At 54.7% G+C, this 18467-nt stretch carries 18 protein-coding genes, 3 tRNA genes and 1 pseudogene; 9 read left to right on the top strand and 13 right to left on the bottom strand.

Translation table 11 applies throughout. From position 1 onward, the window contains the following. Positions 1-69: 69 nt before the first annotated feature. Genes U2W12_RS03385 through U2W12_RS03370 form a run of 4 tightly spaced genes read left to right on the top strand, consistent with a single transcriptional unit; the run spans position 70 to position 2777 of the window. Positions 70-369: a DUF6763 family protein gene (locus U2W12_RS03385; RefSeq protein ID WP_326499259.1), complete on the top strand. Its 300-nt coding sequence runs from the start codon at positions 70-72 to the stop codon at positions 367-369. Positions 370-384: 15 nt separating this feature from the next. Then, positions 385-1230 carry an ATPase gene (locus U2W12_RS03380; RefSeq protein WP_326499258.1) on the top strand — a complete coding sequence of 282 codons (846 nt, stop codon included), beginning with the start codon at positions 385-387 and terminating at the stop codon, positions 1228-1230. 12 nt (positions 1231-1242) lie between these two features. Further along, a complete protein-coding gene (locus U2W12_RS03375) occupies positions 1243-2307 on the top strand; it encodes a homoserine O-succinyltransferase (RefSeq protein WP_326499257.1) in 1065 nt (354 codons plus the stop codon). Continuing rightward, positions 2304-2777 carry a nucleoside deaminase gene (locus tag U2W12_RS03370; protein ID WP_326499256.1) on the top strand — a complete coding sequence of 158 codons (474 nt, stop codon included), beginning with the start codon at positions 2304-2306 and terminating at the stop codon, positions 2775-2777. The genes U2W12_RS03375 and U2W12_RS03370 overlap by 4 nt, the downstream gene beginning before the upstream one ends. A 235-nt stretch (positions 2778-3012) precedes the next feature. Here U2W12_RS03370 and U2W12_RS03365 read toward each other — a convergent pair. The 3 genes from U2W12_RS03365 to U2W12_RS03355 form a co-directional block, all read right to left on the bottom strand. Beyond that, positions 3013-3088: transfer RNA gene (locus tag U2W12_RS03365), tRNA-His, on the bottom strand. 30 nt (positions 3089-3118) lie between these two features. Continuing rightward, positions 3119-3195, bottom strand: a tRNA-Arg gene (locus U2W12_RS03360). Positions 3196-3198: 3 nt separating this feature from the next. Beyond that, positions 3199-3275, bottom strand: a tRNA-Pro gene (locus U2W12_RS03355). Positions 3276-3711: 436 nt separating this feature from the next. On the opposite strand from U2W12_RS03355, the gene U2W12_RS03350 reads away from it, so the two are divergent. Beyond that, a complete protein-coding gene (locus tag U2W12_RS03350; RefSeq protein ID WP_326499255.1) occupies positions 3712-4176 on the top strand; it encodes a YbhB/YbcL family Raf kinase inhibitor-like protein in 465 nt (154 codons plus the stop codon). Here U2W12_RS03350 and U2W12_RS03345 read toward each other — a convergent pair. Further along, the gene (locus tag U2W12_RS03345) at positions 4136-4591 is read right to left on the bottom strand and encodes a hypothetical protein (protein WP_326499254.1); all 456 of its coding nucleotides are present in this window, start codon (positions 4589-4591) and stop codon (positions 4136-4138) included. The two genes, U2W12_RS03350 and U2W12_RS03345, sit on opposite strands and share 41 nt — an antisense overlap. 321 nt (positions 4592-4912) lie before the next feature. Here U2W12_RS03345 and U2W12_RS03340 point away from each other — a divergent pair, with 321 nt between their 5' ends. The 3 genes from U2W12_RS03340 (at position 4913) to U2W12_RS03330 (ending at position 10208) form a co-directional block, all read left to right on the top strand. Further along, positions 4913-6172 carry an MgtC/SapB family protein gene (locus U2W12_RS03340; protein WP_326499253.1) on the top strand — a complete coding sequence of 420 codons (1260 nt, stop codon included), beginning with the start codon at positions 4913-4915 and terminating at the stop codon, positions 6170-6172. Positions 6173-6625: 453 nt separating this feature from the next. Next, complete coding sequence (locus tag U2W12_RS03335) at positions 6626-8404, top strand: di-heme oxidoredictase family protein (protein ID WP_326499252.1); 1779 nt, start codon at positions 6626-6628, stop codon at positions 8402-8404. 259 nt (positions 8405-8663) lie between these two features. After that, positions 8664-10208, top strand: coding sequence for an alpha-isopropylmalate synthase regulatory domain-containing protein (locus tag U2W12_RS03330; RefSeq protein WP_326499251.1), 1545 nt, complete (start codon positions 8664-8666; stop codon positions 10206-10208). A gap of 125 nt (positions 10209-10333) precedes the next feature. Here the strand turns inward: U2W12_RS03330 and U2W12_RS03325 are convergent, their stop codons facing one another. The 7 genes from U2W12_RS03325 to U2W12_RS03295 all read right to left on the bottom strand — a co-directional run bounded on the left by U2W12_RS03325 (position 10334) and on the right by U2W12_RS03295 (position 15153). After that, positions 10334-10597: a hypothetical protein gene (locus tag U2W12_RS03325; protein WP_326499250.1), complete on the bottom strand. Its 264-nt coding sequence runs from the start codon at positions 10595-10597 to the stop codon at positions 10334-10336. A 138-nt stretch (positions 10598-10735) separates the two neighbouring features. Then, the gene (locus U2W12_RS03320) at positions 10736-11476 is read right to left on the bottom strand and encodes an ATP-binding cassette domain-containing protein (protein ID WP_326499249.1); all 741 of its coding nucleotides are present in this window, start codon (positions 11474-11476) and stop codon (positions 10736-10738) included. Then, positions 11473-12219, bottom strand: coding sequence for an ABC transporter permease (locus U2W12_RS03315; RefSeq protein ID WP_326499248.1), 747 nt, complete (start codon positions 12217-12219; stop codon positions 11473-11475). The genes U2W12_RS03320 and U2W12_RS03315 overlap by 4 nt, the downstream gene beginning before the upstream one ends. A gap of 12 nt (positions 12220-12231) precedes the next feature. Continuing rightward, on the bottom strand, positions 12232-13197 hold the full coding sequence (locus U2W12_RS03310) for an ABC transporter substrate-binding protein (RefSeq protein ID WP_326499247.1): 966 nt from the start codon (positions 13195-13197) through the stop codon (positions 12232-12234). A 91-nt stretch (positions 13198-13288) separates the two neighbouring features. Next, positions 13289-13699 (bottom strand): biopolymer transporter ExbD, encoded by a 411-nt coding sequence (locus U2W12_RS03305; protein ID WP_326499246.1) that lies wholly within the window; start codon positions 13697-13699, stop codon positions 13289-13291. 1 nt (position 13700) lies between these two features. Next, a complete protein-coding gene (locus U2W12_RS03300; RefSeq protein WP_326499245.1) occupies positions 13701-14366 on the bottom strand; it encodes a MotA/TolQ/ExbB proton channel family protein in 666 nt (221 codons plus the stop codon). A 16-nt stretch (positions 14367-14382) separates the two neighbouring features. Then, entirely contained in the window at positions 14383-15153 is a 771-nt protein-coding gene (locus tag U2W12_RS03295) for an energy transducer TonB (RefSeq protein ID WP_326499244.1), read from the bottom strand. 202 nt (positions 15154-15355) lie between these two features. On the opposite strand from U2W12_RS03295, the gene U2W12_RS03290 reads away from it, so the two are divergent. After that, on the top strand, positions 15356-17227 hold the full coding sequence (locus U2W12_RS03290) for a hypothetical protein (RefSeq protein WP_326499243.1): 1872 nt from the start codon (positions 15356-15358) through the stop codon (positions 17225-17227). A gap of 86 nt (positions 17228-17313) precedes the next feature. On the opposite strand, the gene U2W12_RS03285 is transcribed toward U2W12_RS03290, so the two are convergent. Both U2W12_RS03285 and U2W12_RS03280 read right to left on the bottom strand, forming a co-directional pair. After that, positions 17314-17880: a TIGR02281 family clan AA aspartic protease gene (locus tag U2W12_RS03285; RefSeq protein WP_326499242.1), complete on the bottom strand. Its 567-nt coding sequence runs from the start codon at positions 17878-17880 to the stop codon at positions 17314-17316. Positions 17881-18098: 218 nt separating this feature from the next. Beyond that, positions 18099-18467, bottom strand: a pseudogene (locus tag U2W12_RS03280) (integrase); the annotation flags it as partial.

The following is an 18467-nucleotide window of genomic DNA, read 5'->3' as shown; positions in this document are numbered from 1 at the left end:
CCGGGGGCGCGATTGAAAGCCTGCCGTTTTTGATCCCATACAGCACAATTTTTTATCGAGGTAACTCTTATGGCAACCGTGGCAGATCCTATCGTAGGAAACTGGTACAAGGATTTGGAAAACAATCTGACCTTCAAAGTCATCAACATCGAAGACAACGAAGATTCGATCGAGGTGCAGTATCTCGACGGCGACATCGGCGAATACGATCACGAGAGCTGGTATAATTCGACCTTCGATTTTATCGAAGAACCGGAGGACTGGAGCGCGCCTTTCGACGATCTCGAAGACGACGATCTGGGTTATACCGACCTGGACGAGCATCGGCGCAACCCCGAGGATATCGATTTCGAGGATTATTTAGATTAAACAGGAAACGACATTATGAGAATGGACCCCCAGGAGTTCCTGGATTGGGAGACGAAACGGATCACCTTGCTCGCGATGTCCGGCGCCGGCAAGACCACGCTCGCGAACAAACTCCCCAAGGCCAAGTGGTTTCACTATTCGGGCGACTACCGGATCGGCACCCGCTATCTCGAGGAGCCGATCATGGACAATATCAAGCGCCAGGCGATGCATGTGCCGTTCCTTCGCGATCTGCTGCTGTCCGATTCGATCCGGATCAGCAACAACATCACGGTCGAAAATCTGGCTCCGGTGTCGAGTTTTCTCGGCAAACTCGGCAATCCGGCATTGCATGGACTGTCGATCGAGGAATTCAAGCGCCGGCAACGGCTGCATCATCAGGCCGAAGTGTGCGCGATGAACGATGTGCCGGATTTCATTCGCAAGGCAGAGGATATTTACGGCTACAAGCACTTCATCAATGATGCCGGCGGTAGCGTGTGTGAGCTCGATTGTCCGGAGGTGATCGAAACACTTGCCCGGCATACGCTGATTGTGTATATCGAAATACCGAATGATCTGGAGCAAACTATTATCGAGCGCTCCAAGACCGATCCGAAGCCGCTCTATTACCGTGAAGCCTTCCTCGACGACAAGCTCGCCGAATTCATGGCGAAAAAAGACTATGCATCGACCGATGCGATACCGCCCGATGAATTTGTGACCTGGGTGTTTCCGGAGTTGTATCAATCCAGACTGCCGCGCTACCAGGCGATCGCAGACCAATACGGTTATACGATCAAAGCGCACGATGCGGCAAAGGTGCAGGATGAAGACGATTTTATCCGCCTGGTCGCCTCCGCGATTGCGGCCCGGCAGTGACGGATTCAGACGATGCCGTTAGTTGCTCATACCGATTTACCGACATTCGCCCGGCTTAAAGAGGAAGGTGAGGTGATCCTGGAGGTTGATCGCGCCAGCCATCAGGACATTCGCGAGATGCATATCGGACTCTTGAACATCATGCCCGATGCGGCACTGGAAGCGACCGAACGGCAGTTTTTCCGTCTGGTCGGCGCCTGTAACCAGATCGCGCAGTTTCATGTGCATCCTTTTACGATCGACGGCTTGCCGCGAGGCGAAGCGGCCAAGGCGCATATCGCCAAATATTACGAGCCTTTCGAAAAAATCAAACAGGACGGTCTGGATGCGCTGATCATCAGCGGCGCGAACGTAACCCATCCGCACCTGCCCGAGGAAGATTTTTGGCAACCGTTGACCGAGGTATTTGCCTGGGCCAAGGAAAATGTGACGTCGGTGTTGTGTTCGTGTCTCGCGACGCATGCGTTGATCGAGTATTGCTACGGCATCGAGCGCACCCGTCTGCCGGCCAAGCGCTGGGGCGTCTATGCGCATCGCCTGACCACCCGCACGCATCCGTTGGTTGCCGAAATCAACACGCGCTTCGATGTGCCGCATTCGCGCTTCAATGAAATTTTTCAGAAGGACATGGAAGCGAAGGGATTGAAGGTGCTGGCGGCCAGTCCGGAGGCGGGCGTGCATCTGGCGGTCAGCCCGGACGGCTTTCGGATCGTGTTTTTTCAGGGCCATCCCGAATACGACGACATCAGCCTGCTGAAGGAGTACAAGCGCGAGGTATTGCGCTACCATCGCGGCGAAGTCGACGAGTATCCGCCGTTTCCGGTCAATTATTTCACGCCGGAGGCGCAGCGGATCTTCAGCGACTATCGGCAGCATGTGATCGCGGCGCGAGAAACTGGCGGAAGTTTGGACGAATTTCCGGAAAATCAGGTGCTCGAGATGATCGACAACACTTGGCGCGACACCGCCAGGGCCGTGTTCGACAACTGGCTCGGCAAGGTTTATCAGTTGACTAATCAGGACCGCCGCCTGCCGTTCATGGATGGCATCGACCCAAACAATCCTCTGGGTTTATGACGCTACATAAGCAATTCTTGCAACAGGCGATCGATCTGGCGGTGCAGAATGTCGAGTCGGGGCAGGGCGGGCCTTATGGGGCGCTCATCGTCAGAAACGGTGAAGTGATCGCCGGCAGCGGCAATCGGGTAACAGTCGATCTCGATCCGACCGCGCACGCCGAAATCATGGCGATTCGGCTCGCCTGCCGGAAATTGCAGGACTTTCAACTTACCGACTGCATTCTTTATAGCAGTTGCGAACCTTGTCCGATGTGCCTCGGCGCAATCTATTGGGCCCGGTTGCAAAAAGTCTATTTTGCTTGCGACAGGCATGATGCGGCTGCTGCCCAATTCGATGACAGCTTCATTTATGACGAACTGGCGATCGAGCCTGCCGAACGCCGGATTGCGATGCTGCGTCTCGACCTGCCGGATGCGTGCCGGCCGTTTGCCGTCTGGACCGAAAAAAACGATAAGGTGCGTTACTAACCGCTGAGTCCCGCGATTAAATAGTTGGGGTTAATCGCAAAAATATCCGGCATTGAAGAGAAAAACGCGGTTGCGATACAGCAGGAAGGTTAACGGAAAGCAGGAATCTAGCGTAAAAGCCTGCAAAGACGGCTGGCATTTACAGTGCTAAACTGTAAATAGGTGAATCTTTGAGGGGGGGGGCACCAGATCGAAAGTAAAGATCGGTGAGATGAGGCTTAAGTGATTTATTAATTGGGGTGAACGACGGGGCTCGAACCCGCGACAACAGGAATCACAATCCTGCACTCTACCAACTGAGCTACGCTCACCATTATAGAAAAAACAAACATATCAAGAAATGGCGCGCTTGGCAGGACTCGAACCTGCGACCCTCGGCTTAGAAGGCCGATGCTCTATCCGGCTGAGCTACAAGCGCTAATGGTCGGGGTAGAGGGATTTGAACCCCCGACATCCTGCTCCCAAAGCAGGCGCGCTACCAGGCTGCGCTATACCCCGTGTGTCTTCCTTATCTGGCTTGTGACTTTCTCAGCCACCCTTGAAGAGCTGCCTATGATAACGATGGAGCGGGCCTCCGTCAATGTTTTTTTTAATAGGGATAAAATTATTTTGCATATAGTCTTGGGCGGCATGGGTATGGTCTGGCGGTATTCGTATGATCCATTGATTTCTAGAGGCATTTAATTGATAAAAGTCGCGGGGTGAAGAGAGTTTTCAGGCCGCAGGAATTTATTAACGGCATGACTATCAAATAGTAGCGTCTGCATGCGCTTGCGAGTCATAATAAAGACGTCTGTAAGTAAAACAGGAAGAGGGAATTGACATTGTTAGAGGAGAAATTATGAAAGGGCCTTGTCGATTGTTTTTTGCGCATGCGATGTTGTTGATTTTTTGCGTTTTCGCGGAGACGGCTTTTGCCGGGGAAAATAAAATCATGAACTTGAAGCTTGAATCTTCGGATTTTGTTCACATGGGCGAAATTCCGAAACGTTTTACCTGTGATGGCGAGGATGTGGCGCCGGCATTGAGCTGGTCCAATCTCCCGGCCGGCACGCAGAGCCTGGCGTTGATCGTCGATGATCCGGATGCGCCTGATCCTGCGGCGCCCAAGCTCGTTTGGGTGCATTGGGTGCTTTACAATATTCCGGCTTCGTTTACGGGCTTGCCTGCCGCGGCGGAAAAGCTGCCTGTCGGCGCCTTGCATGGTCTGAATGACTGGAAACGGACGGGTTACGGCGGCCCCTGTCCGCCGATCGGCAGGCATCGTTATTTTTTCAAGCTCTATGCGTTGGATGCGGTATTGCCTGATTTGGACAATCCAGATAAAAGCCAGCTCGAGAACGCGATGGCCGGGCATGTCATCGGGCATGCGGAATTGATTGGGACTTATCAGCATTAATTCGGCGACGGATCAAGTCTGGGTGTTGAGTCGCCCTCGGAGCGAACGGGTAATGCTGGCTGTGGGCCGCGAGCCAGCCTGAGAGGATCGCAGTACAGAGAAAGATCAGCATTCCCGCGCCGATTCGGAGCAGATATTCCGATGCGCTTCTATGAGTCGGCGCCGTGAATGGCGCGAGGGCGGCGATCATGCCGAATGCGGCCGAGAGCACGACCGACAGCCCGCCTGAGAATGTTGATGCGCACCAGGGGCAGCGATGTTCGGCGGCCGGATCGAAGTAATCGCAACCGAAGAAGAAACCGGACCACGGCCAAGCGCAGCCGCAGCCGAATAACAGGCCGCAGACCGGAGTTGTCAAGATCAGCGCAATGATGAGGGTTATGGCGGCGGAGGCCTTTTTTGCGGTAATTTTCATGAATCAATGCCACTCAATACCCAGGTTAAAGAGCTCATAGCGAGCGTATCGAAATCGTAGCCTCGATCGGATTTTGCGGAATCGAGGCTGCATTTTTGTTGATCGAGCAAGATTTAGCCTGGTCAGTTTTTGGCCATTCCGACACTTGCTCAAGCAAGGCAAGCGCTTGCATTTCTTATCAACGCGCAATGAACAACGTTATCCACAGGTTTTGTGGATATTTGCCGCGGCTGCCTTTAAGGTATTATCGATGGGGAGCAGAGGCATGCCAATTTTCTTTTGCGTGCATTTCAACATGGTCCTGGAATTGAAGAAAACGACATGGCGGATTTGGAAAACTTCAAGTTACTGGGTATCGCGCTGGCGCTTGGCTTGCTGATCGGGTTGGAGCGTGGCTGGCGTGAACGCGAGCGCGGCGAGGGCATGCGTATCGCGGGTCTGCGCACTTACGGTTTGATTAGTCTTCTGGGCGGGGTCAGCGCGATGCTTGCTAAACAGGCCGGCCCGCTGTTGATCGGTTTTGTTTTTATCGCCCTGGCGTTGATCTTGCTGGTTGCGTACAGCAAAAATCTCGAAAAATTCGAGGATGTCGGCATAACCAGCGTAATTGCCTCGCTGCTGACCTTCATTCTGGGTGCTCTGGCTGTGTTCGGCCATGTTGTGCTGGCATCCGCGGCGGCTGTCGTCACGACGCTGCTGCTCGGTTTCAAACCGTTACTGCATGGTTGGGTCAGCAAGCTCGATCAGCAGGAACTCGAGGCGACGTTGAAATTGTTGCTGATTTCTGTCGTGATGCTGCCGGTTTTGCCCGATCAGGGCTATGGTCCGTGGGGCGTGTTCAATCCCTATCATGTCTGGTGGATGGTCGTATTAATCGCGGGCATTTCGTATCTCGGTTATTTTGCGATACGGATTGCGGGCGACCGGCATGGGCCGGTGGTGACCGGCGCCTTTGGCGGCCTAGTGTCTTCGACCGCAGTCAGCATCAACCTGGCGCGCCTCGCGAAAAATGATCCCAGCATGCTTAATACGCTGGCGGCGGGTATTTTAACCGCGTGCGCGACGATGTTTGCGCGGACTTTGCTGCTGGCGTCGATCCTGAATCCCTCCTTCTTTCAACAGATTCTGTCCTCGATGCTGGTGATGAGTCTGTTCACCTATCTGTTTGCGCTGCTTTTTTGGCTGAACGCCAAAACGTTGCAAAACAACCAGGAAGTTCCACTCGAAAACCCCTTCCAATTAGGCATGGCGCTGAAATTCGGCTTATTTTTGTCGGTGGTCATGCTGCTGTCGAAGGTGCTGCAAATCCAGTTCGGCGATATGGGGGCTTATGTGCTGGCGAGTATTTCAGGCGTGGCCGATGTCGACCCGATTACCTTGTCGATGGCGCAATTGAGCAAGCATGGGGGGCTGGACATTACAGTAGCCGGGCGCGCGGTGCTGATTGCGGTCACGGTCAACTCCGGGTTCAAGAGCCTGGTATCTTGGGTGATTGGCGGTCATGCTCTTGGCCTCAGAGTCGGATGTGTCCTGGCGTCGGCTATCTTGTTGGGTTTTCTGATTGGCTGGCGGTTGCTTTAATGCGCTGCATTAACGTAAAGATCGGAAAGGACAAGGCGAAATTTTTTGATGGCGTCGAGCCATATCGGATAGTAAAAGACATAAGTTGACAAGCATCGTGATTAGGCGCTAAATGATGGCTCGAAAATTGTCTAATCTCGGCAAATTCCAACGACTAATTAATTATATATTAACGACTTAGTTCAATAGTATGACGCATGAGGCCATTCCGAATACTTAAATTAAGATTCCGGGCATGCGAACCTTATGGAATAAGGTGAAAACGAAACGTTAGTTTGTTGGATCTATGGATAACGGTTTTTTAGGCAGGCATTTCATTTAAGAGAAGAGGCAGTTTCGTGGTTTGGTCTGCAAAGCGCTTGAGTGTGCCTTTGTATGGCGTCGACATTGAAACGTTGCAATTGTGCAGGGTTTCATGACCTTCTTAAAAAATTTTCTTGAGAGGAGAGTCTGATGAAAAAGTCGTACAGCTTGTTGCCGGCAGTGATCCTATTATCGAGTTGCGGCGGTTCGAATAATCCGCCGCCCCCGCCCGTCTCAACCGAACCCGCTATCACCGCTTGCCCCAAGAAGGGTGGAGAAGAGGAAAAGAGTTATGTCCCCATGGATCAGCAGGAATTGTTGTCCGGCATTATGGCCGGAAAGGGGGATGAAGTCTTTCTGGATGCGTTTGAACATGGCGATCTGATCTTCGGCACGAAATTTACGATGGGGCAGGGCGGCGGCGCCTTTATCGGCGGCAACGAGCCGTCTCACTATACTCGAATACCGCGCGCTGATTTGAATGCGCCGGGAGAATGGGGCGATATGACTCGTCTTGTCATGCGTCCGACGGGGCCTAATGCGCAATCTTGCGGGTCATGCCATAGCCAGCCGGTCGATGACGGAGCGGGACCTACTTCCGTGAATGTGCATCGCATTCCTCAGTTGAAGAATCCCGCCTTGACGATTCAGCGCAATACACCGCATGTGTTCGGCTTGGGTGCCTTGCAGCGGTTGGCTGAAGAAATGAGTTATGAAATCAGGGATACCATATCCAGAACCAGCAAAGCGGCCTGCGCCGAAAAAAACCAAAAAACAGAGCCGTTTACTGCCAAAGGAGTGAATTTTGGGCGGGTAACGATAGGTTGCGAAGGAGGTACTGCGCATATCATTGCGCAAGAATCGGCACTCGAAGGCGTTTCGCCGGATGGAGTGGTGCGTCCTTACGAATGGAAGAAAAACGTCGCTTTTTTACGCGATTTCATGCGCCATGCCGGCAACAATGAAATCGGCATGCAAGGCGTCGAATTGGTCGGCAAAGACGTAGATGAAGATCATGACGGATCAAAAAATGAACTCAGCGTTGGCGACATGACCGCATTTACGGTCTATATGGCGGCTCAAGCACGGCCGGTAACCAAAATTGAGCTTGACGATCTGGGCATCCTGGCCGCCAACAAACAAAAGCTGAAACCCGAAGAACGTAAGCAAATTCAGCGCGGCGAAAAAGCATTCGATTCTATTGGTTGCTCAACCTGTCACAAGCCGGAGCTAACTCTCGATAGCAGCGGGTTTCAGGAACCGAGCAATTCGCCCTATCACCGCGATGATAGAAAGCTCTTCAAAACAAAAGGCCAGGTGCAGGTCGATATGGAAGCCGAAGGCGTAAAGCCGGAGCATCCGGTCAAGTTTGATTTGGCCAAGGATCAGCCGGATAACCGCTTTTGCCAAGGAAGCAAGGAAACCTTGCTCGGCGCGTTCGAAAAACACAACGGCAAGACTATCGTGCGTTTATATGGTGATTTGAAACGGCACTGGATGGGGCCGGACTTAGCAGAACGGGTCGACGAACTGGAAGAGCCGGAGAAATACGGCAGCGAGGAGCCGAATGAAGAGTACGGCGGCCATATGAGTCTTGTGAACTACGACCCGATCAATAAAATTCTGCCGCCCGAATCTTATCCTCCTTACGATCCGGTCAAGAGTAAGGCAATCTTCGGCACGCGGGAACTGTGGGGCGTCGCGTGTACCGGACCCTGGATGCACGACGGTCGTGCAACTACGTTGAAGGATGCCATCGAACTGCATGGCGGCGAAGCAGAAGAATCGAGCGAAAAATTTAAAGCGCTTTCCGAAAGCGAGCAGAAGGATCTGATCGCTTTCCTCGGCAATTTGGTGCTGTATGTGAACACGGCCGAGAACGGCAAAACGCCGGACCCGCTTTCCGAGCAATGCGAAGTCAAGGGCTGAGTAGCCAAGTTTGTAAGGCAACGTTTTAGCGGGGTGTCGGAATGCAAAACGATCCGGCACCCGTTTTTTTATTATGGAGCCCGAAAAATCGTTTGCGAAGCGTCAACGTTGTTTATGCTTCATATCCGAAGGAATTGTGTAAAAACGCCATGATTTAGTTGCTAAAGTTTTCCCGCTATCGGTGTAAAATAAAAGGTTTTATATCTACTTGATCAGCGCGGTTGATATCTGATCGCGCCAGGACCCAAAAACCTTGATTATGGCTACAGAATCCCGATATATCCAGCTCATGGACACGACCTTGCGCGACGGCGAACAGACGCAGGGCGTTTCGTTCACGCCCGCGGAAAAAGTCAATATTGCGAAAGCTCTCTTGCAATGGTTGCGCGTGGATCGGATCGAGGTCGCATCGGCTCGGGTTTCGCAAGGCGAAAAAGAGGCGGTGGCCAGCATCAATGAATGGGCTCTGCAGGAAGGTTTTGCCGGCCGCGTCGAAGTGCTCGGTTTTGTCGATCATACCCGCAGTGTGGACTGGATTGTCGAAACCGGCGGCAATGTGATCAATCTGTTGACCAAGGGCAGCGAAAAGCATTGCCGCGAGCAATTGGGAAAAACGCTCGAGCAGCACACTCAGGATATTCTGCAAACGATCGGTTACGCGCTGCAGAAAGGGCTGAAGGTCAATGTCTATCTCGAAGACTGGTCGAACGGCTATCAGAATAGCCCGGATTATGTGTTCGGCCTGATGGACAACCTAAAGGACGCCGGCATCAGTCATTTCATGCTGCCGGACACGCTCGGCGTGATGTCGCCGGACGAAGTCTATGCAAGCATCGGCGATATGTGCTCCCGCTACCCGGCACTGCTATTCGATTTTCATCCGCATAACGATTACGGTCTCGCGACCGCGAATGTGATGGCGGCGGTACGCGCCGGCGTCAGCTCGGTGCATTGCACGGTCAATTGCCTTGGCGAGCGCGCGGGCAACGCCTCTCTTGCGGAAGTCGCGGTCGTGCTGCGCGACAAGATGGCGATGCAGTTGGCTATCGACGAAACCCATATCGTCAGGATCAGCCAGATGGTCGAGAACTTTTCCGGCAAGCGCGTGGCCGCGAACGCGCCGATCATCGGCACCGATGTGTTTACCCAGACCGCGGGCATTCATGCCGATGGCGATCACAAGGGCGGCTTGTACAAGACCCGGCTCAGCCCGGAACGCTTCTCGCGCACGCGCAGCTATGCGCTCGGCAAGATGAGCGGTAAGGCCTCGCTGAAAAAGAATCTGGAGCTCCTGGAAGTCGAGCTGTCCGAGGAGAATCAGAAAAAGGTGCTGGCGCGCATCGTGCAGCTCGGCGATTCGAAGCAGACGATTACGACCGACGATCTGCCCTTCATCATCGCAGACGTGCTTGAAAGCAAGAGTTATGAGCACATCCGGCTGCTCAATTGTTCGATCACCAGCGGCCTCTATCTCGAGTCGACCGCAAGCATCCGCGTCGAGGTCAACGGCGAGAAGCATTCGGTCTCCGGTTCCGGCAACGGCGGTTTCGATGCGTTCATCGATGCGATGGACAGGGTGTTGAAACTGCATGACTACACGCTGCCGGCACTGGCCGACTACGAGGTCAGAATCCCGAAAGGCGGTCATACCGATGCGTTGACCGAATGCGTGATTACCTGGGATTGCGGCAATGAACTGCGCAAGACGCGCGGCGTGCATGCGAATCAGGTCTTTGCGGGGGTGATGGCGACGCTGAAGATCATCAACATGCAGTTGCATGAACTGAGGTCAAATCAGGGCTGATTCGAATTCGGACACGGCGAACAAAGCCGGGCTGGGGATGTAGGTCGGGTTAGGCGCAGCCGTAACCCGACATCTCGAACCCTCAGGGTGTGTTATTCCCAAAAGGGGCAAGGCAAAAAAGAGACTTAGTTAGGATACAGCACTTTAGGCTCGAAGCTGGAGGCCGGGTATTTCGGATCGAATTCGGTTTGCTTCGCAGCGGGTGTTTGTCCCGCGCATTTCGTTGAAGCAGATGCACTGCTGCTCGATGCTGCCGCGCCTGCATCCTGATCGATGAAAACGACTTTCGGCTGGAAATCGGCGGCCGGATATTTTTCGTCGGCAGACGCGGTAAATGAGCAAAGCGCGATACCCGCGGTCAGAAGTCCCGTAATAATTATTTTTTTCATAATGATGTGTCTCCGATGGTGTATAGGGTAGCCCTACTGGTTTTAACGTTTCACAAAGCCTGATCGGTGCTAGTATCGGGCAAATTTGTGCAATTAGCAACCCCCGATTTGGCATGATCGGAGCCCGGCGCCGGACCGCTACAGCAGTTGTTTTATATGGGGTGCGCCGTCCAAAAGCTGCCGCCGGAACGCCTCGATTTCGGTTTCATCCTGCCGCAAGTGCCGCGGTATCGATACGCGAATATCGCCGGCAATCGACATCGGCGAAGGCGACAGGAAAATCAGCCGGTCGGCCAGCGCGATCGCTTCGCGCAGGTCATGCGTGACGAACAACACGGTGTGCGGGCGTTTCCGCCAAAGCTCCAGTAAAAGCTCCCGGACCTGCCGCGCGGTTGGCGGGTCGAGCGACACGAACGGCTCGTCCATCAGCAAGAGTTCGGGGTCGATCGCGAAGGCGCGGATGATCGCGACCCTTCGACTCATGCCGAGCGACAGGCGTTCCGGATAGACATGCTGAAAGCGGGTCAGTTGCATCGTCTCTAGCATAAAATCGACCGTCTCGGCGGCGTCCCGGCCCTGCAACACCAGTTCGATATTCTCTCTGACCGTGCGCCAGGGCAAAAGGCGCGGGTTTTGAAAGATATAACCTATCTTCGGTCGCGCCTGCCGCCGATCAATACGGATTTCTCCGTCATAATCCTGATCGAGAGCGGCGACGATGTTCAGCAGCGTGGTCTTGCCGCAGCCGGACGGGCCGACCAGGCATACAAATTCGCCGGCATTCAGGGTCAGCTCAAAATTGGCGATCGCGGCATGCGGCGCGGCCTGACCCACGGCTGGGTAAACCTTTTGCCGGATGTCGATCTGAATGTCGGTCACCGGCGCCACCGTTGCGATTTTTTGTCCAGCGGTTTCAAAATCGTGTGCTCGATACCCTGAATCACGATCACGAATGCGATCGAATAGGCCAGGATGCTGGCGACATCGAACAATTGAAAATACAGATGCAGTTGAAAGCCGACGCCGTTATTGCGGCCCAAGAGCTCGACGATCAGGATGATTTTCCAGATCAGCGCCAAGCCGGAGCGGGTCGCGCTCATCATGAAGGGGTGCAATTGCGGCCAGATCACATGCCTGAGCGTGTTGAGCCGGTTGAGCCGATAGCAGCGCGCCATGTCCAGTAAATCCTGATCGAGCGCACGGGCGCCTTCGCGGATCGTCACGATCACGTTCGGCAGCTTGTTGATCACGACCGCCAGTATCGCCGAGGTTTCGGTCAGTCCGAACCAGACATAACAAAGAATTATCGTGACCAGCGCCGGAATGTTCAGAAAGATTACCAGCCAGTTGTCGAAAAATGCATCCAGGTTTTTGTTGCGCCCAAGCGCAAGCCCGATTGCTGAGCCGAGCAGCATCGCGATCGTGAAGCTGACAATGAGGCGGATCAGAGTCGTGCCCAGATGGTAAGCCAGTTGCCCGGATACCAATTCCAGCCAAAAGACGCCGGCCACGATCACTGGCGAAGGCAGCAGTGTGCTGTCCAATACTAACGCGACGCCCTGCCATGCCGCGAGGAAGACCGCCAGCGACAGGGCCGGGAAAAAATTTTGCAGTTTGCTCAAGATGCGCCGGGATTAGTCGAGGGCCCAGAAGGTGCCGGGCTGTAACGACGCGGCATCGCCGGTCAACTGTTTGCCGCTCAATTCACGGAGCAGCAGATAGATGCGCTCCGCTGCCTGCCGCTCGGCTTTGCCCCCCGGTTGCGTAATGCCGTCGCAATAGCGCTGTCTGAGTTTGTCACGGGTGGCTGGGTCATCGGTCTTGAGCAGCGGAATTATGCCGCGCCAAGTTTCATCCGCCGAGCACAGTTGCTTTTTCGCACTTTCCGTGGCCATCAGAAAATCGTTTATCGCCTGTTTATGTGCCGCCGCCCAGCTTTGTTTAAACACATAACCGAGATTTGCTACCGGCTCCGTGATGCCGAGTCCTTGCAGGATGCCTTTGCCGTCTATGATTTGCCGGTAACCCAAGGCTTCCAGACGCGCCGCGAAATGCCAGTAGTTAAGCGCGGCATCAATCCGTCCGAGCTTCAATTGTTCGTCAATCAGGGGGGGGGCGCCGAACACTTTTTCGACGCTCGCATCCAGATCGATCTGTTGCCGTTTGGCGAGCGCTTTCAGCAGCAGCCAGTTTTTGTCGAACTCTCCGCCGGCAATGCCGAGACGTTTGCCCTTCAGATCGGACAGCGCTTTGATCGGACTATTACCGGCAACGATCAGTGCGCCGGAGGTGGTCGAATACGGATAAAAAGTAAAATCGGAGCCCGCCGCGCGCATTCTGGACACCCAAATCCAGTCCGAGATGATCATATCGACCGCGCCGGATTGTAGTGCGATTTTTCCGGCCTCGGCGTTCGCGAGTTGCTGAGTCTGCACCGCGAAACGTTGCGCTCCCCTTTCAGGAGCGCGTTCCAAAACCGACAGTTCCCAGCCGGACGTGCCGGTGGCCTGCACGCCGATACGGATCGGGAGTTTGTCGTCCGCCACAGTGGCGCAGGAGATCGAAAGAAGAAGGCTGAGCAGGGTGTTTTTGAGTTTCATGGTGACATTTATCCTTACGGGAGTCGGATTATATTCTATTCATACAGGGCCTGAGTAATCCACACAAGCTGGCGCTCCGTATCGGGTCTGTTCACTGTTCGACCGTCACAAAGCCCATCTTTGCAATTCCCGCATGCTGCACTGCTGCCATGATCTCGGCGACCGTGCCATAGTTGACCGCCTGGTCCGCGTATAAGTGCACTGCAATTTCTGGATCGCGGGTCAGTTCGGTTTTCAAAGCCGCTTCGAGCGCAGTCGTATCCGCGATCGGTTTTTTATTCAGTGTGATCGCGCCCTGCGCGTCGATGCCCAACTGCAATGGCTGATCTTTCACGTCCGCCGTTGTCTGCGCGGTTTTCGGCAGGTTCACCTTGACCGACTGGGTTAGGAGGGGCGCGGTGACCAACAGAATGATCACCAGCACCAGCATCACATCGACTAGCGGCGTGACGTTGATTTCGCTGACCGCTTCCTGGTCATCCGATTGCGCTTTAAAGGCCATGTCATTTCCTCGCGTGAGCGTCCGAATTGAACGCTATATGCAGAAATCCGTCGGCGAAATTTTCGAGGCCGAGCCGGTGCTGCTTGGCGCGTTTCACATAATAGTTGTAGGCGAGCACCGCCGGCACCGCGACCGCGATACCGATCGCGGTCGCGATCAGCGCATCGCCGATCGGGCCCGCGACCACATCGAGGCTCGCCGAGCCGCTCTTGCTGATGTCCTGCAAGGCGTTCATGATGCCGAGTACGGTGCCGAACAGGCCGACGAAAGGCGCGGTGCTGCCGATGCTGGCCAACAGGGTCAGGCCGTTTTCCATCGTCCGCAGTTCCTGTTGGGTCTGGATGCGCAAGGCTTGCTCCAGCAACGCTTCCGGCTCGCCTCGGTATTTCAGCGCCGCGCCGCCGGTTTGTTTCAGGTCGGCTAGCCAGGCGAAACCGCTTTGCGCGATGTTCGCCTTCGGGCCGCGCACCAGGCCGGGAGGCAGACTTTCAGCCGCTTCCAGATTCGGGGCGCCCCAAAAGACCTCCAGGTAACGCGCATTGTTGCGGCTGTTTTGGCTGAACTGCCAGGCCTTGAACACGATGATCGTCCAGGTCGTCACCGAAAAAATCAGCAAGATATACAGGGTTCCGTCGATGATCAACGACGGCGGAATTTGCAAGGGCATTAATTTCTCCAGGGAATTATTCGTTCAATTTGAATTGGATCGGCACGGTGACCATGCTGGCGACCGGCGTGTCGCCGCGTTTGGCCGGAATGAAGGTCCAGTTCTTGACCGCCTCGATCGCGGCGGCGTCGAGCAATTCATGGCCGCTGCTTTGCTGCACCTCAACGCTTGCGCTATGGCCGTCGGCGGTGACCTGGACACGCAGTAAGACTTTTCCCTGCCAGCCGCGGCTTTTCGCGGTGCGTGGATACTCAGGCTTGGGATTGGATTTGTAATTGGCTCGATAGTTCGCTTCGGTAAAGGGTTCGGTCTTCGGCTGAGGAGGCGTTGCCGGCGCAGCCGCCGGCTTTGACTGAGCCGGACTACTGATTGGCGCAGCGGGGCGCGCGGCCGCCGGCGCGGGTTCAGGTGCAGGCGCTGGCGTACTGACCGGCTTCTGGATCATCGGCTTTTTCTTCGGTATTGCCGGCGCTTTTTTGGGTTTCACCGGCGCGGGCTGGGGTTTGGGCTGTACGACCGGCGGCGCGGGCGGAGCCGGTTTCGCCTGGGGTGGCGTCGGCGAGGCAATCAGCGCCACATCCATCACCAAAGGCTGCGCGCGCGATTCCGGTTCGGGCGATCGACGCAGGTAAACCATCAGCACAATATGCAGCAACAATACCGATAGAAACACGCCAGCCAATTGCCGCCGAGAACTTTCTCCACCGGTCAAGCGATCAGGAAACAACCGCGTCGATTCGCCGGGGAACTTCCCCGGGGCGTTTTCCTGGGTTTTATAAAACTGCATTACCGTGACCAGACCGAAACGTAACAAATCCGGTATTTTAATAGTCCTGGCGTTGATTTACCAATCGGCGGCGCTTTCGGTTCGAGCCAATGCCGCGTGGGTCGTAAATCGGCGTTAACCGCATAAGCGAAAGATGATAGAATCTTCGGGTTTCCTATCGTTTTAATATCCGCCGTGCAAGCGGCGCTTCCAAGATTACAGCATGTCCCTTCACCACTGTTCATTCCGACATTTAACACTATTTGCCGCCGTCTTGCTGACAGCTTGCGCGGAAACCCGCCAGATTGCGGTAGACCGCCCCGAAATGACCGCGCAGCCCCTCCAGCCACCGGCCGGTTTTCAGTCGATCGATGGCGACGATTATTATGTCCGGGTGGTTTCAGAATTCTCTGCTCAGGGCGAAAATTTCCTGAAAGGGGGCTGTTCCGACCTCGCGCCTTATCAAAAAGGCGATTTGTCCGCCGCGCTGGTTTACCGCGTTCGCAACGACGTAGTCAAATTCCAGGGCGAAGCGTCCGGTTTTCTGTATCAAGCCGCTACCGGCAAGTGCAATTTCAAATTCGACGCGAAAAAGTTGTATCTGACGCCGTGGCTGCGGCTCGATACCGGCAAGGAAACACAGGTCGATTACGATTTCTATACCAATGCGAACAGCGATCTGGATGTTTCGAGTCTGGTCGGCGATGTGAATGCGGCGAGCGGCATCCTGGCGTTGACCGGCGCGGGACTCGGCGTTGCGATCATGGGGCAGATGGCCGGACAGTGGGTCCAGAGCAATCAACAAAACGCACCCGTGCAAAATCAGTCATCGGCAAAGCAAAGCTCCGAGTCGCATTCTTTGCCGGGCTTAGCAGTCTACAGCGGCAAAACAGGTAAACTGAACCAGGCTGCATTCAAGGTCTTTCAGATCGACGAAGGCGGCTTCAATTTGTTCGGCCCGGAAACCAAACCGTTGGGAGAACTGAAAGTTTATCCCGAAATCGCGTCGACGCTGCTGTTGCGCGCCGGTCCCGAAGGCGTGCCCGACGCTCGCGACTTGTCTTTCGAGGAGCTGAGACCGTCGCCGATCATATCGGTGGCGGGCAACATCAATCTTGCGCAATTGATCGAACAATCGCAGCATCCCGACAAGCCAAATTTAAAGCCGGACTGGAAAAATTACTCGGATGTCGAAACGGACTGCCGAAAATTGAAATTGACCATCAAGGCGCTAGGCTTCAACAAGTTCGACCGTAATGCACTGTTGTATTATTTCCTCGCGAATAGCGGCGACTGGAAAAATTACAATATCGATCGGCGGCAGGCGCTCGATAACGAAATACGCCCAAAAACGATGGCGGGTTACCGTAAGAAAAATTTCGGCAACTGCCTCGCGGAAGACGATTATGCGGTGATGAAAGCGATGGGGTTGGCAGTCAATACGCCCGCCGATTGGGATCAACTCGGCGCGACGAGCCGCCAACAGGAACAGTTATTCTCGCCCCTGCAATCGATTGAGCGGCAATTGCTGGCGGTGCTTAGAAATACCTCGGCCGCCGAGATGGAGCGGCAATTGTATCCGCTGTTGATGGCGGCCGACAAAGTGAACGGCAAGGTCTTGCTGCAGAATCATTTGGGCGATTTCGGCCTGGAAAGTCTGCTGAATCCGCCCGCGGCGACCGCCCCCGTAGCGCCTGTGGCGGTCAATACCGCTTTGCCTCCAGTGCCTTCCGCCGAGGTTTCCTCGGCGGTAGTCCCGGTAACTTCGCCCGTTTCGCCAATTCCGGGCGAGGGCGCTCAAGTCGGCGCGAAGCAACTGGCTGAGGTTTTTCTGGGACTTAAAATCGGCGAATTGAGCTGCGCGCGTCCTGCGCCAGGACAGCAAGGCAAGGGCATCGGCATCCTGCTCTTTACCACCAAGGAGGGCAGTCCCAGGGCCAAAGGCGGCGCGCTCGAATTTGAATTCGCGGATGGCAAAATCAACCGAATCGCCTTTCAATTGCCCACTTACCGGGATTTCGAACAGGATATAGCCGACCGTCCCGAAGTCGGCGGCTGCCGAATCGATCCGGCATGGCTTGCAAAATTGAAGTGATAAGCTCGCGACGCGGCCAGGTTTAGCCGCGGCCTGTCCTGGACGGCGTGGAAACATCGTCGCCCGATCATTCCGGGCGACGCCGGCTAATGCGCGGAAATGCGCATCTCGCCCTTATCCTGCGCGATCTTGAAATGCTGGAGAATGTTCATGCCGAGCAGAGGCTGGCTCAGATTCGGCACGATCATGCTTTCCACATCCTTAATCACGAAATGGCCGAATTTAAGTTCCGGGATCACGGCGGTACAGGCTTCGGTAATGCCGTTCGCGGTCTCCATCCTCGCAGCCTTCTTGCAATTGATACCGGCCGCCGACGCGGCTGTTCCAGGCAGTGATACGACCGAAGCGCCGGTATCGATCACAAAAACGAGCGGTTTGCCGTTGATCTCGCCGTCGACAAAATAATGCCCGCTGTCGTGCTGTTTCAGAGCCAGGGGCATGACGTCTGGAATTGTTTCGGCGGCTACAACCGGTTGGGTTTTGAAGGTCGGCGTCCAAGATGTGAGAGTTTCGACGTTGGCGGAGCAAGGCGTTTTTTGATAAATCAAGCGGCCTTCCGAATTTTTGCATTTGTAGATCTGATCGGCCAATGTTTGCGCGTACGATGCGGCCAATAGCGCCCCAATTGACAACTGAACGGCTAATTTGCGCATAAACTCTCCCGGATGAAATGTTGCCTGGTTCCCGATACCGCGCTTTGGTATCGGATTTACAAACACTATAGACGATTCGACGGCTAATACTGTTATGCTTTCTGCTCCGCGACCTTGCGGGACGCTGTCGGTAGAACTTAACAGATTGTTTGAGGAGCATGTGTTAAGTCCTTGTCAAGACTCCCCGTATTGCCTCATAGAAAAAGGTAACCGAAGGGTCAAAGTCGTTGCCTCACATTAGAGGTAACCTGGACGTGTGAAAAAATGAGTTTCAATTGTTGCTCAATGGCGGCCTTGAGAGCAAATGGATTGAGCTTGGCATGGTGTTCCCGGAGGGCCTGTTTGGTGGAGTCGGGGATGTCAGGATGATCGAGCACCCGTTGGTAAGGGGTTTGTGGAGCATGGTATTTTTTGACGACCTTGGCGCCGTCGCGATGTTTTTGCTGAAGTTTCAGGCTGGGACAGAAATGATTCTGCAAGGGGCACCAAAGTGAGCTGTACACCTCGTTCATGAGCGGCACCAGCGCGGCTTTGTCCAGCCGGTCGTAGCCGAATAATTGCCTGGCGTGGGTCCAGTTTTTCTGCTC

Source organism: Methylomicrobium sp. Wu6 (assembly GCF_035916875.1).
Taxonomy (GTDB): Bacteria; Pseudomonadota; Gammaproteobacteria; order Methylococcales; family Methylomonadaceae; genus Methylomicrobium.
This window is presented reverse-complemented; position numbering and strand designations above follow the sequence as displayed.

Excerpts from the sequence above, each read along its gene's own strand:
- U2W12_RS03385 (WP_326499259.1), top strand. The coding sequence starts at position 70 with ATGGCAACCGTGGCAGATCCTATCGTAGGAAACTGGTACAAGGATTTG.
- U2W12_RS03380 (WP_326499258.1), top strand. The coding sequence starts at position 385 with ATGAGAATGGACCCCCAGGAGTTCCTGGATTGGGAGACGAAACGGATC.
- U2W12_RS03375 (WP_326499257.1), top strand. The coding sequence starts at position 1,243 with ATGCCGTTAGTTGCTCATACCGATTTACCGACATTCGCCCGGCTTAAA.
- U2W12_RS03370 (WP_326499256.1), top strand. The coding sequence starts at position 2,304 with ATGACGCTACATAAGCAATTCTTGCAACAGGCGATCGATCTGGCGGTG.
- U2W12_RS03350 (WP_326499255.1), top strand. The coding sequence starts at position 3,712 with ATGAACTTGAAGCTTGAATCTTCGGATTTTGTTCACATGGGCGAAATT.
- U2W12_RS03345 (WP_326499254.1), bottom strand. The coding sequence starts at position 4,591 with ATGAAAATTACCGCAAAAAAGGCCTCCGCCGCCATAACCCTCATCATT.
- U2W12_RS03340 (WP_326499253.1), top strand. The coding sequence starts at position 4,913 with ATGGCGGATTTGGAAAACTTCAAGTTACTGGGTATCGCGCTGGCGCTT.
- U2W12_RS03335 (WP_326499252.1), top strand. The coding sequence starts at position 6,626 with ATGAAAAAGTCGTACAGCTTGTTGCCGGCAGTGATCCTATTATCGAGT.
- U2W12_RS03330 (WP_326499251.1), top strand. The coding sequence starts at position 8,664 with ATGGCTACAGAATCCCGATATATCCAGCTCATGGACACGACCTTGCGC.
- U2W12_RS03325 (WP_326499250.1), bottom strand. The coding sequence starts at position 10,597 with ATGAAAAAAATAATTATTACGGGACTTCTGACCGCGGGTATCGCGCTT.
- U2W12_RS03310 (WP_326499247.1), bottom strand. The coding sequence starts at position 13,197 with ATGAAACTCAAAAACACCCTGCTCAGCCTTCTTCTTTCGATCTCCTGC.
- U2W12_RS03305 (WP_326499246.1), bottom strand. The coding sequence starts at position 13,699 with ATGGCCTTTAAAGCGCAATCGGATGACCAGGAAGCGGTCAGCGAAATC.
- U2W12_RS03300 (WP_326499245.1), bottom strand. The coding sequence starts at position 14,366 with ATGCCCTTGCAAATTCCGCCGTCGTTGATCATCGACGGAACCCTGTAT.
- U2W12_RS03295 (WP_326499244.1), bottom strand. The coding sequence starts at position 15,153 with ATGCAGTTTTATAAAACCCAGGAAAACGCCCCGGGGAAGTTCCCCGGC.
- U2W12_RS03290 (WP_326499243.1), top strand. The coding sequence starts at position 15,356 with ATGTCCCTTCACCACTGTTCATTCCGACATTTAACACTATTTGCCGCC.
- U2W12_RS03285 (WP_326499242.1), bottom strand. The coding sequence starts at position 17,880 with ATGCGCAAATTAGCCGTTCAGTTGTCAATTGGGGCGCTATTGGCCGCA.